13 protein-coding genes are annotated in these 13,129 nt (G+C 34.8%); 7 read left to right on the forward strand and 6 right to left on the reverse strand.

Features of this window, described 5'->3' with window-relative positions; genetic code table 11:
• The first annotated feature begins 91 nt into the window (after positions 1 to 91).
• On the forward strand, positions 92 to 286 hold the full coding sequence (gene rpmI, locus ABID42_RS10570) for a 50S ribosomal protein L35 (RefSeq protein ID WP_323258837.1): 195 nt from the start codon (positions 92 to 94) through the stop codon (positions 284 to 286).
• 120 nt (positions 287 to 406) lie between these two features.
• On the forward strand, positions 407 to 751 hold the full coding sequence (rplT, locus tag ABID42_RS10575; protein ID WP_184136617.1) for a 50S ribosomal protein L20: 345 nt from the start codon (positions 407 to 409) through the stop codon (positions 749 to 751).
• A 40-nt stretch (positions 752 to 791) separates the two neighbouring features.
• Here the strand turns inward: rplT and ABID42_RS10580 are convergent, their stop codons facing one another.
• The gene (locus ABID42_RS10580; RefSeq protein WP_367283640.1) at positions 792 to 1,181 is read right to left on the reverse strand and encodes a nuclease A inhibitor family protein; all 390 of its coding nucleotides are present in this window, start codon (positions 1,179 to 1,181) and stop codon (positions 792 to 794) included.
• A gap of 149 nt (positions 1,182 to 1,330) precedes the next feature.
• On the opposite strand from ABID42_RS10580, the gene ABID42_RS10585 reads away from it, so the two are divergent.
• From ABID42_RS10585 to ABID42_RS10595, 3 genes are all read left to right on the forward strand, one after another.
• Entirely contained in the window at positions 1,331 to 1,858 is a 528-nt protein-coding gene (locus tag ABID42_RS10585; protein WP_367283641.1) for a DUF937 domain-containing protein, read from the forward strand.
• Between the two features lie 54 nt (positions 1,859 to 1,912).
• Complete coding sequence (locus tag ABID42_RS10590; RefSeq protein WP_367283642.1) at positions 1,913 to 3,061, forward strand: cysteine desulfurase family protein; 1,149 nt, start codon at positions 1,913 to 1,915, stop codon at positions 3,059 to 3,061.
• Between the two features lie 105 nt (positions 3,062 to 3,166).
• Entirely contained in the window at positions 3,167 to 4,279 is a 1,113-nt protein-coding gene (locus tag ABID42_RS10595; RefSeq protein WP_367283643.1) for an XdhC family protein, read from the forward strand.
• 74 nt (positions 4,280 to 4,353) lie between these two features.
• Here ABID42_RS10595 and ABID42_RS10600 read toward each other — a convergent pair whose 3' ends face one another.
• The 3 genes from ABID42_RS10600 to ABID42_RS10610 all read right to left on the reverse strand — a co-directional run bounded on the left by ABID42_RS10600 (position 4,354) and on the right by ABID42_RS10610 (position 6,488).
• On the reverse strand, positions 4,354 to 5,346 hold the full coding sequence (locus ABID42_RS10600; RefSeq protein ID WP_367283644.1) for a hypothetical protein: 993 nt from the start codon (positions 5,344 to 5,346) through the stop codon (positions 4,354 to 4,356).
• A gap of 57 nt (positions 5,347 to 5,403) precedes the next feature.
• Entirely contained in the window at positions 5,404 to 5,865 is a 462-nt protein-coding gene (locus tag ABID42_RS10605; protein WP_367283645.1) for a hypothetical protein, read from the reverse strand.
• Between the two features lie 266 nt (positions 5,866 to 6,131).
• Positions 6,132 to 6,488, reverse strand: coding sequence for a winged helix-turn-helix transcriptional regulator (locus ABID42_RS10610; RefSeq protein WP_367283646.1), 357 nt, complete (start codon positions 6,486 to 6,488; stop codon positions 6,132 to 6,134).
• 104 nt (positions 6,489 to 6,592) lie between these two features.
• On the opposite strand from ABID42_RS10610, the gene ABID42_RS10615 reads away from it, so the two are divergent.
• Entirely contained in the window at positions 6,593 to 7,225 is a 633-nt protein-coding gene (locus ABID42_RS10615) for a nitroreductase family protein (RefSeq protein ID WP_367283647.1), read from the forward strand.
• A gap of 1,188 nt (positions 7,226 to 8,413) precedes the next feature.
• Here ABID42_RS10615 and ABID42_RS10620 read toward each other — a convergent pair.
• Entirely contained in the window at positions 8,414 to 9,010 is a 597-nt protein-coding gene (locus tag ABID42_RS10620; protein ID WP_367283648.1) for a hypothetical protein, read from the reverse strand.
• Positions 9,011 to 9,346: 336 nt separating this feature from the next.
• Between ABID42_RS10620 and ABID42_RS10625 the strand changes: the two genes are divergently transcribed.
• Positions 9,347 to 10,081, forward strand: a complete 735-nt coding sequence (locus ABID42_RS10625; RefSeq protein ID WP_367283649.1) for a hypothetical protein — start codon at positions 9,347 to 9,349, stop codon at positions 10,079 to 10,081.
• A 651-nt stretch (positions 10,082 to 10,732) separates the two neighbouring features.
• Here ABID42_RS10625 and ABID42_RS10630 read toward each other — a convergent pair.
• Complete coding sequence (locus ABID42_RS10630) at positions 10,733 to 12,958, reverse strand: sodium-translocating pyrophosphatase (RefSeq protein WP_367283650.1); 2,226 nt, start codon at positions 12,956 to 12,958, stop codon at positions 10,733 to 10,735.
• Positions 12,959 to 13,129 lie beyond the last annotated feature (171 nt).

Consider the following 13,129-nt stretch of genomic DNA (forward strand, 5'->3'; position numbering starts at 1 on the left):
TTTGAATTAGGAGTATGGTCTATCATATTTTTCCGTATCTTTGCAACCTATTTTACAAAATTTATATTTTTCATTTAAAACGTTTAATAAAATGCCAAAAATTAAAACCAAATCTGGAGCGAAAAAACGCTTTAAGGTTACAGGATCAGGCAAAATCAAGCGTAAGCACGCTTTCCACAGCCACATTCTTACAAAAAAATCTACTAAACGTAAGCGTAACTTAGTTCACGATACTTTAGTAAGTTCAGCTGACATGGACAGAGTAACGTTAATGTTAGTATTGTAATTCCCGTTTCTTGCGATTCATTCAATTGAAACAAATTAAAATTTAGTTATTGTTCAACCAGAAAATTGGCTCATTAAGTGTTAAGCATTAACCGCCATATTTCAAAAAACAACCAAGATTATGCCACGTAGCGTCAATCACGTAGCGTCGAGAGCAAGACGTAAAAAGGTGCTCAAATTAGCTAAAGGTTTTTACGGAAGAGGTAAAAACGTTTGGACGGTAGCGAAGAACAAAATTGAAAAAGGTCTTCAATATGCTTACCGTGACCGTAAGGTTAAGAAAAGAGATTTCCGTGCTTTATGGATTCAGCGTATTAATGCTGCTGCACGTCAAGAAGGTTTATCTTACTCAGCTTTAATGGGTAAATTAAACAAACAAGGTATCGAGTTAAACAGAAAAGTATTAGCTGACTTAGCAATGAACCACCCAGAGGCGTTCAAAGCGGTAGTAGCGAAAGTAAAATAGAAAGATTAGAGCGATTCACTGAATCGCTCTTTTTTTGTTTCTATGTTTCTATCAAAATTGTTTTTACGCCAATCCATTTGTTTTCTTCATATATTCCAAACAGAAAAACGTCAATTTCTACTGCTCCGATTTTTAGTACTTGAATGTCTGTTAATTTTTCAGTGAGTAATGCTTGTAATTTTATGGCATTGTCAACATACTTTTTTTCTTCTTCGCCAAACCAATCTTCAACTCTGGTTAATGGTTCGAAGAAATCTTCGATAGCAATCGCTTCAACTTCTTTGTCGGGTTCAATTCCATTAAACATTTTAAACTCTTGTACAGAAATACTTTCAGCAGTAGTGTATTCCATTTCAAAGTATTCAACAGCTTCGTCAGATTCACTTGGGTATCGTAAATCTTCAATTAGTGGTAGAATTTGTTCTTTCATAGTGTTCACTTCGTTTTGATCTGTGCTTGTGTCGAGCATTGTATTGATTAATTTAGAATTTCCTGATTCTTTTTGAATAATTCTTGAAATTAGAAAAATCTGTCTATACTTTTACTCAAAATCATAAAAACTCACAAAAACAATTCCAGATGTTAGAACAATTAATGGGTCTTATTCAAGACCATTCTCAACAAGCTATTGTAAAAAATCCAGCTATACCAAACGAAAAAAATCAAGATGCGATGCAAACTATTATGAGTGCAGTAACTAATGGTTTGAAAGGTCAAGCACAAAATGGTGCTGGTGGTTTGGGAGCTTTAACAAGTTTATTAGGCGGACAAACGGGCTTAAATGCAAGTACTTTGATGTCGAACCCAATTGTAGCGAATATCGCACAACAAGCTATTACAAGTTTAATGCAAAAATTTGGCTTAGATAAAACGGCGGCGGCTGGCATTGTATCACAGGTTTTACCAAATGTTATGAATTCTTTAATTACTAAAACCAACGACCCGAACGATACTTCATTTAATTTGAATGATATTACTGGTGCTTTTGCTGATGGTCAGTTTGATATGAATGATGTAAAAAATATTGCAGGAAAATTCATGAGTGGAAATTCAGGTGCAAGTGAAGGGATTGGTGGAATGTTAGGAGGACTGTTCGGAGGAAAATAATTCCATAAGATTTTGTATCTTTCGAGGTAAGCTTTTGGCTTACCTTTTTTTGTTATGAAATATCCAATTTACTTAGATTATAACGCTACTAGCCCAGTTGATCCACGGGTTTTAGAAGCTATGCTTCCATATTTTACTGAACATTTTGGGAATGCGGCTTCTCGTTCGCATTTATTGGGTTGGACTGCCAAAGATGCTGTTGAAACTGCTCGTGAACAAATTGCTGAATTACTTCAAGCCAATGCTAAAGAAATCGTTTTTACAAGTGGAGCTACCGAAGCCAACAATTTGGCTTTGAAAGGAGTATTTGAAAGTACTTTCCCCCAAAAAAATCACATCATCACAGTATTAACTGAGCATAAAGCAGTATTGGATGTTTGTTTACATCTTGAAAAACTCGGTGCTGAAATTACTTATTTACAACCTGATGAATTTGGTAGTGTAACGATTGAACAAATAGAAAATGCGATTCGTCCTGAAACTTTTTTGATTTCAATCATGTATGCCAATAATGAAATTGGTACGATTCAAGAGATTGAGGCAATTGGTACTTTAGCCCAAAAACACAAAATACTTTTCCATTCAGATGCCACTCAGGCAGTTGGAAAAGTACAGATTAATGTAAAATCTGCTAAGATTGATTTATTGAGTATGTCAGGACATAAACTTTATGGTCCAAAAGGCATTGGTGCTTTGTACATCAATCGAAACTTAAAGAATCAAGATTTGGTTGCTCAAATGGATGGCGGAAAACATGAAAGAGGTTTCCGTTCGGGTACTTTAAATGTGCCTGCCATCGTTGGTTTGGGCAAAGCTTGTGAAATTGCCGATGCTGAATTGTTTACCGAAAAAACTGCTTTATCGAAACTAAGAGATTGTTTAGAACAAGGAATTTTATCGCAGATTAAAGGAACAAAAGTAAATGGCAATACGAGTAATCGTTTGCCAAACGTTACAAATATTTCTTTTGAAGGCGTTGATGGCGAATTATTACTTTCTTCGTTCCGTGATATTGCTGTTTCTAGTGGTTCAGCCTGTACTTCTGCTTCGGTGGAACCTTCTCATGTTTTAAAAGCAATTGGTGTTTCTGATAAATTAGCCTATTCTTCTATTCGTTTTAGTTTGGGAAGATTTACCAATCAGGAAGAAATTGATTTTACGATACAATATGTGAAAGAAGTTGTGGAGACATTGAGGGCTTAAATAGCTCTAGGCGATAGGCTGTATGCTTTAAGCTAAAATAGTTAGATACAAAAATAAATCCGATAGCTGTTGACTGAATGCTAATAGCTATATTCTCAATTAACAATGAAAGAAATAAAAACAATTCTTGAAGCGTATCAACAAATAGATTTTAATACCAATAAGGCTGCTTTAGCTACAGTGGTAAGAGTTGAAGGTTCGTCTTACCGAAGAACAGGAGCAAGGATGTTGGTTGCGGATACTGGTGAATTTGTAGGTGGAATTAGTGGAGGTTGTTTAGAAGGAGATGCCTTGAAGCGTGCAAGATTGGCGATGGCTCAAAACAAAGCGACGATTGTTACTTATGATACTTCAGACGATGACCCCTATCAAATAGGAGTAGGTTTGGGTTGTAATGGCATTATTGATGTTTTATTAAAACCTTTAGACAGCACGAATGCTGTGAATCCAGTTCAAATCCTAACGCAATGTGTAGATGCACGTAAAAAAAATATTTTATTCACCTTTACAAAATTAAAAGGGAATCAGCCTTTGGTTAATTTGGGTGATACTTTCTTGTTTAATTCTCCAGCATATTTTACTGAAAATTTCCCAATTCCAGAGCTTTTAAAATCGCTTAGTGCTGATGCCGAAACTTGTTTAAGCATTGGCAAATCGCAAAGTAATACTTATCAAACTGAAAATGGAGAGGTTCAGGTTTTTTTAGAAGTATTATTGCCAGCTGTTCATCTGATTGTTTACGGAGGAAATTATGATATTTATCCAATGGTGAAATTGGCGAAAGAGATAGGATGGAAGGTAAGTGTAGTTTGTAATCCTTTAAAAGTACAGAAAAAACTTTTTGATTGGGCAGATGCAGTGATTGAAAAAGAAAAAGGAACGGAAGTAAGTATTGATGAATACACCGTTGCCTTATTGATGGCACATGATTATAATACAGACTTTAATAATTTACAACATTTGTTAACAACCGAAATTCCTTATATCGGTTTACTTGGTCCTAAAAAACGGAGTGAAAAGATGTATAAAGCTTTGGCTGAAGAAGGAAAAGCCATCTCAGAAATTGATGCTGCTAGAATTGCTTCGCCAGTAGGTTTAGATATTGGTGCAAGTACTCCTGAGGAAATAGCCATTTCTATCATTGCTGAAATAAAAACAGTATTTTCAAAAAGAAGTGGAGAAAGATTGAAGTTTAGAGATAAACCGATTTATGAGTGAGAAACATGAAGTTCTCAAGAAAATTATTTCTTGAGAACTTTTACAGGTAGTAATTTCTATTGATAAAGTATTACTTACAAACCTTGTAAATACTTCAAAAACTCTTCTTTGGTGGTTTTTTCTAATTGTATTTCAATGGATTGGTCAACTGCTACATTAAAATCTTTAAAGAATGAAAAGAGATTTTCATCTTCACTGACGGCATAACAAACTAATTTAATGTGTTCTCCAACTGGAATTTCTTTTGCAGAACCATTATAAACTTCCATTACAGATTTAATTTTATCAAAATAAAGGAAGATAAATATTGAACCAATCGCTGGTGTTTTAGAAGTAAATTTCAATACGGTTTTCTCTACTGGTGAATTCATGAATTTATCTACATTAATCCAACCAATTTGTGTAGGGAAAATTTTATAATGCCCTTCCTCAAAATACATTTTTGTAACGATAGAATCTTTCTTGGTAGTGTCGGCAGGTTGCTGTTGTTCTTGTTGCATTACTGCTGGTTGCCAATCTACAGTTCCATTACTTTGCTCATTGCCATAAAATACTTTCATGGTAGGGTCAGCATAACCAGGCGTTGGAATATTGATTGAGAATGTGTTATTGTATGGATTTAAAACTAAAGGTTTTCCATCTTTACTTACCGAAATATTTACTTGTCCACCAGTTATGAGCATTTTACCATTTGATACCGTAGAAACCCTGTTTAATATCATATCAGCGGGTGTATATAATTCTTGAATCTCAATATCTACAGGATAGTCAACCCAATCGCCATTGGGAAGCATAAAATCATATTTATTCGCTTTAATCGTAGTTCCTTTTTTAGTGGTGAACGAAAAATCACCAGCGCTATTTACTTTCTTTTTTGTAGTTTCTACAGGAACAATAGAAGTCTTTTTTGCTTGTTCATCTACGGCAGGAAAAACTTCTACTTTAACCACAGGCGGAGGAATTACTTCATCTTTCTTGATGGCGTCGAATCTTTCTTTTGAACATCCTGAAAGAATTACCAAGAGGGTAGCAATGATAGTCGATAATTTAAAGGTATGTGTTTTCATTTTAGGTATTGTTTTAGAATAATCGTTTGTGTAAAAAATATTTGATGTTTATACGGATTAATAAATGGGGCAGCTTGCTTTTCTTTTACTCTTGATATAGGCAGGGCAAATAAGTAAACCTATTTCTCCATAACTTTCTTGCCAACGAATATTATATTTTATTTCTCCGAAAAGTCTAACACTATAATTTCCAACCGAAGTACCAATACCAACTTCTGGAAGAAAATTATTTTGTTTTGAGTTTTGTTGCTGGGTTTCTATATAGTTTATCCAACGGTTATATTCTACGCCACCTGTTAAATAAATAGTTGGCTTTTCTACTTCCATTCCCTTCTTAAAACCATTGCGTCTGACATTCCCTTTGAAGACAATGTAATTGATATTTAGACCTGCAAATAATTCATGAATTGTATTGAAAGGAGGAGCGTATTTAAACTGTGGCACTAACTGAACTCTTGGAATAACAGGAATCTGAGCCCTTAAACCAACACCTACGCTATTAAGTGGAAAATTATACATGCCAGAAACTCCAAGTGCAATTTTATCTTGAGAAAATGAGGTTGTCCTAAAGCAAAGCAGAAAGCATGTTAATACTGATAATTTGTAGTAAAACTTTGACGAAGCAATCATTATAGTGTATTTATGTTGTGTAAAGCCAAATCATTAGAAAATAAGGCGGTTATATGTTACAAAAATAAAGGTTTTTAGAGGAAATAAATATACGTTCACTTACAATTACATAAGTGCTTGAATCTTTAATATGAAAGAGCTAAAAGCCAAGTAAGCTATCCACCAATTATCCTCTTACGATGTTCAATACCCCAATCGGCAATTACATCTGTCACTTGTCTTAATGTTGCACCGTATTCTGTAATTTCATATTCAACAGTAATTGGTTGAGTATTTTGTACTGTCCTTGTAATCAGTTGATTCATCTCCAAATCTTTCAATTCTCTACTTAGTACTTTCCCCGAAATTCCATTGATTTCTTTTAATAAATCAGTATATCTTCTTTTCTGATAACACAAACAAGCGATAATAGATACCTTCCATTTTCCGCTTAATATATCCATCACATCGTGTATTGCCATAATAGTTTTGGCACATTCTTTCTTGGTGGTTTTTCCTGTAATTTCCATCATTTGTCATTTAGTTACTTTTTTGTCACGTTACTTTTGGTAACAAAGTTACAAATGTTCATGTTGTAGATTAAGTAATACAACATAAATTTTAAGGAAAAACCAAAATGGAATTATTAAAAGCTTTAGAGTGGCGTTATGCAACGAAGAAAATGAACGGGAATGTTGTTCCTCAAGAAAAAGTAGATTATATCATTGAAGCTGCAAGGTTAGCGCCATCTTCATCTGGATTACAACCTTACGAAATCTTTGTGATTAGTGATAAAGCACTGTTAGAAAAAATACAAGCAATTGCTTGGAATCAAAGTCAAGTTACTGATGCTTCACATCTATTGGTTTTTGCTGCTTGGGATGGTTACTCATTAGAGAAAATCGAAAAAGTATTTGCCAAAACTTTAGCAGAAAGAGGATTACCTGCTGATAGAATGGATGAGTATAAGCAAAGACTTTGGGGTATGTATGAGCCACTTGGTAAAGAATGGCACGCTACTCATGCAGCAAAACAAGCTTATATTGCATTTGGTTTGGCAATTGCAGCAGCGGCAGAGCAGAAAGTAGATACTACGCCAATGGAAGGATTTGTTCCTGCGGAATTAGATAAATTATTGGGTTTAGAAGCATTAGGGTTGAAAAGTGTAGTGATTTTACCATTAGGCTATCGTGACGAAGCTCAAGACTGGTTAGTAAATCTTAAAAAAGTAAGAACACCGAAAGAAGCTTTTGTGACTGAGATTAAATAAGTGATGGATTGATATTTAGCTTTGTCAACTTTCAAAAGTTGACAAAGCTTTTTTTTGCAATTTTTTAATCCCGAAGGGATGTCAGAATTATAGCGAAGAGCATAATATTATTCCCAAAACCCTGAAAGGGTGATACAGGGCTAACCCATTGTATCACCCTTTCAGGGTTTTTGTTTTTGCATTTTCCTATTCTATAATCCTTTCATCCCTTCGGGATTTTGATTTTACTTTTAGGATTGTTTCAATCAATAAAACATTTACACTTCAGAGTCTTTTCGTTTATTCTGGGAAATAGATTCATTTCCAATAGGATATTAAAGAAAGTATATAATCCCGAAGGGATGTAAGGATTATAGCCAAGAGAGTGATATTATTCCCAAAACCCTGAAAGGGTGATACAAGGCTAACCCATTGTATCACCCTTTCAGGGTTTTTGTTTTTACATTTTCCTATTCTATAATCCTTTCATCCCTTCGGGATTTTGATATTACTTTTAGGATTGTTTCAATTGATAAAACATTAACTCTTTAGAGTCTTTTCGTTTGGTTTGGAAATAGATTCATTTTCAATAGGTGGGTTTTAACCCAATCTTAATTAAAGAAAGAATCCAATCCCGAAGGGATGAAATATTTATAGCCATAAAAAAACACAAGAACTATTCGACCCTGTAGGGGTCATATAAATTGATGGTTTATTTGTTGAAAGTGTTTTATTTCTTCTCTGCTTTTTCCTTTAAAAACAATAACTACCCTCTGACAGACCTTACTTTTCTTGTCTTGATACAAGAAAAGTAACAAAAGAAAATCAAGAAATTCTAAACTCGCTTCGCTCAAACAGTAGAATTTCGTAAGATTGCTTTCGCATAATGGAATGAGTCATTTTTGAGAAATCTATTAATCCCGAAGGGATGTAAGGATTATAGCAAAGAGAGTGATATTATTATACCCAAAACCCTGAAAGGGTGATACAAGGCTAACCCATTGTATCACCCTTTCAGGGTTTTTGTTTTTGCATTTTTCCTATTCTATAATCCTTTCATCCCTTCGGGATTGTTGATTTTACTTTTAGGATTGTTTCAATCAATAAAACATTAACTCTTTAGAGTCTTTTCGTTTGGTTTGGGCAATAGATTCATTTTCAATTAAGGTATATAGTAGAATGACTTTACCCAATCTCTTTTTAAAAGCTTTATTTATTTAACACACTTAAACTTAAACCAATGGTTATAAAGAGTGATATAAGTACCCAAAACACCCCATCAAAATTATCTATTAGATATTTTTTAAAACTTTTCTTTGGGGCATCAATTGTTATTTCCCCTCTTTTTAATTGTTTGAAGATTCTGTAGAATACTTTAAAATCTAACGCCCCAACACTATTCAATTTAATTGTTTTACCTCCAGAAAGCTTTATTGTAGTGATAATATCGGTGTAAATATAGGTCTCTTTTAATGAGGAGCTTAAAGCATTTGAAGAAAACCTTTTACTTTCTTGACTGATACTTATAATATCTTTAAAATCATATTGTTGAGAAATTGGCAAGAATAAATAGTTGATTTCAAGATTATTAGCTGTTAATTTTAAGATTTTTATATTTAGAAAATAATATAGTGAACCTAAAGAAAAACCTAAGAAGATGAGAGGAAAAACGATAAATCCAATATTAATAGTATCGTTAAAAGCCGAAATTGTTAATATAAAGAGCATCGTAAAAAATATGAATCCCAATAAAGAGAGCGATATAATAAAAAGTTTAGGTTGAGTTTTAAAGATAGTTGTTGTCATTCCTGCGATTAAGATAAGGTAATAATATTAAGCAAAATTTGACTAAAAATTGAAAAAAGAATAGCGAATACCAAATCAAGGTGTCTTAAAATAGATTTACTAAATCCTGATTTTGCAAAGTCAGCCTACCATATACCCAATAAAATTTTCCTGAGCAAAGTTGTATTTTTTTAAAATTTCTTTATTAATTTTAATTACCTAACATTTAAAATCAACAGTCTGTTGTTCAGGCTGATACACCACTGATATAAGTTCAACAACTTATTAATTGCTTGTGCTAATGGGCAATTATAAGATATTTACTCAATAGTTTTTTCAAACCTAAACAATATAATCATGTCAACACTACAAGACACAGGCAATGCTGTTAACATTGCAAATTTCCAAAACCTTATTTCTTATTGTTCTAATTTTGGGGAGGCGTATAATCCTTCCAGAGATGCTTTGAAGCTTGGTCAATTGCAAGCTTTATTGGCGGAGGCTAAAAGTATCATGCTTGTTATTCATGATTTAACTACCGAACATGATGATGCGGTGAATCACCGAAAGAAATTGTTTGCTGATTTACGTCCTTTAAGTACCAAAGTTTGTGGGGCTTTTTCGATTTGTGGTGTGGAGGATGCCGTTGTTGAAGATGCAAAGGGGATTAATCGTAAAATTCAAGGTCAAAGAGCTTCGGCAAAGCCTGAGCCTGTTATGGTAGATGGTGTATTAACTACGCCCAAAACGAATTCTTCTTCGCAACAGAGTTTTGATTATATGATAGAGCATTTGAACGCATTAATTTCTTTGGTGTCTTTTCATTCAGCGTATAATCCTAACGAAACTGATTTAAAAGTGACTACATTAAAAGCTTTGGCGACTGATTTGAACAATGCCAACAATGCAGTGATTAATAGTCATACGCCTTTAGACATTGCACGTGGTAATAGAAATACTTTGTTGTATGCCCCTAAGACTGGTTTAGTGGATATTGCTTTGGATGTTAAGACTTATATCAAAGTGACTTTTGGAACAGGAAGTATGGAGTATGGAAAGGTTAAAGGGATTCTTTTTAAACGAATTGTATAACATACTATTAGCTTTATAAAAATAGCCAATGCCATGATACTTGTTACATGACATTGGCTATTTATATATATACCGTTTTGCATTTATACTATTTGCTCCTGCATTGACGGAATAAGCGACTGCTTTGATACTATTAGCTCCTGCATTGACGGGATGAGCGACTGCATTTATACTATTAGCTCCTGCACTGACGGGATAAGCGACTGCATTTATACTATTAGCTCCTGCACTGACGGGATAAGCGACTGCATTTATACTATTAACTCCTGCACTGACGGGATAAGCGACTGCATTTATAGTATTAGCTCCTGCATTGACGGGATGAGCGACTGCATTAATACTATTAGCTCCTGCACTGACGGGATAGACAACTGCATTGATGTTATCAGCCGTATAACCTCATCCCCCAGCCCCTTCTCCTGTAGAGAAGGGGAGCTGTTTGTTGGGTTTAGTAATTGATTGTCAAATACTTAATTTATTGTTTGTGAAACTATATCTTTTTAGAAAAAGATTAGATGCTAACGGATAAATATTAGACAAAAAAAGCCCCCTCTCGACAGGAGAGGGGGTTGGGGGTGAGGTTTTTAGCCTATTATATGAGCCATTACTCAAAATAATAATTACATATAATTTAAAACAAATAAAAAAAATCTATTCAACACGCTTCGTAACCACTGTAATCTTCGCATCAACAGGAATATTCTTAATCGTTTTTACAATTGGGATAATCTGTTTTTCTAGTTTTGCCCCAACATCGGTTGTATGAACCGCAATGTATGGTGCAATTACTAATGAAACGATAGACATTAGCTTTATCAAGATATTCATTGATGGTCCAGAAGTATCTTTGAATGGGTCGCCAACAGTATCACCCGTTACAGAAGCTTTATGTGGTTCTGATTTTTTGTAATACATTTCACCACCAATTAAAACACCTTTCTCGAATGACTTTTTAGCGTTATCCCAAGCACCACCAGCGTTCGACTGGAAAATACCCATCAAAACACCCGAAACAGTAACACCTGCTAATAAACCACCCAGTACTTCTGGTCCCATTGTGAAGCCAACGATAACTGGAGTGATTAATGCAATAGCACCCGGTAAAATCATTTGTCTGATAGATGCTTCGGTAGAAATAGCAACGCATTTTTCATATTCTGGTTCAGCCTTGTACTCCATAATACCCGGAATTTCACGGAACTGACGACGAACTTCATTCACCATTTCCATCGCTGCTTTTCCAACAGCCGAAATACATAAGGCACTAAAGATAAATGGAATCATACCACCGACAAACAAACCTGCTAATACATCTGCTTTATAAATATCAATGGCTTTAATGCCTGCAATACCCACAAAAGCGGCAAACAATGCCAATGAAGTAAGAGCCGCAGAGGCAATTGCAAAACCTTTACCCGTTGCCGCAGTAGTATTACCCACAGCATCTAAATTATCAGTACGTTCACGCACTTCTGGAGGCAATTGCGACATTTCGGCAATACCTCCCGCATTATCAGCAATAGGTCCAAAAGCATCAATAGCCAATTGCATAGCCGTTGTAGCCATCATCCCAGCGGCAGCAATTGATACTCCGTAAAGTCCTGCGAATTTATAAGAAAGAATAATCCCTGCTGCTAAGACTAAAATTGGCAATACTGTTGATTCCATCCCAACTGCTAAACCACCAATGATGTTGGTAGCGTGTCCAGTTCCAGATTTTTCGATGATAGACAAAACAGGACGTTTGCCCATAGCAGTATAATATTCAGTAATCATCGACATCAATGCACCAACTACTAAGCCAACCACAATAGCTAAGAATACACCATTAGCAGTAAATTCAAAGCCACGAAGATTTAAGTTTTCAGGTAAGATATTTTTTACCAAGAAATAGGAAGTAATAAACGTAATGATAATAGAAACCCAGTTACCCAAGTTTAAAGCATTTTGAACAGAAGAAGTTTCACTTTTAATCTTCACAAAGAAAGTAGAAACCAAAGAAGCCAGTAAACCAACGCCCGCAATAAGCATCGGTAATAAAACAGGAGAGAAGCCTCCGTAATTATCACTTACTTCAATTTCTTGTCCGAGTACCATTGTTGCTAAAATCGTTGCCACATACGAACCAAATAAATCGGCACCCATACCAGCCACGTCACCTACGTTATCACCCACGTTGTCGGCGATAGTAGCAGGGTTACGCACATCATCTTCTGGAATTCCAGCTTCTACTTTACCTACTAAATCTGCACCAACATCGGCTGCTTTGGTATAAATACCGCCACCTACTCTTGCAAAAAGTGCAATAGATTCAGCACCCAAAGAGAAACCTGCAAGAACTTCGATTGCAGTTTTCATTTCATCAGAAGTAAGTGCTTGACCCTGTGCGAAGATATTATAAAAGGCAATAAATAAACCTCCAAGCCCTAAAATAGCTAAACCAGCCACGCCCATACCCATAACAGAACCACCAGTAAAGGAAACATCAAGTGCTTTAGAAAGCGAAGTACGAGCTGCTTCAGCAGTACGAACGTTTGCTTTGGTAGCAATTTTCATTCCTATGTAACCAGCCGTTGCCGATAATAATGCACCAATTAAAAATGATACTGCAATTAATGGAGAAGAATGAATAGGGTGTTCTGGTGTGCCTGTATCTGAGCCCAACCAGAATAATAATAAGGCAGTTGGGATGGCAAAGTATGCTAATACTTTCCATTCAGCTTTTAGGAATGCAATGGCACCATCTGCTATGTATCCAGAGAGCTTTTGCATTTCGGCATTTCCTGCAGGTTGTTTAGAAACCCAACTAAAACGCCATGCAGTGTAGAGTAATCCTACTATTCCGAAGGCAGGTACTAAGTAAATAATGTCATTCATAATGGTAATTGAAGGGTTTTAGATTAAAATTAATGATTAAAATTCATAGCTACTGTTACAAATATACATTTTTAAGTTTCTTATAAAAAAACTATTTCAAGAAAAAATTGGACTATAAATATCAATGTAACAATTAAATAATGCTTAATTCTAATTAATTTCGGTCTTTGA

Source organism: Arcicella rosea (assembly GCF_040543805.1).
Lineage (GTDB): Bacteria > Bacteroidota > Bacteroidia > Cytophagales > Spirosomataceae > Arcicella > Arcicella rosea.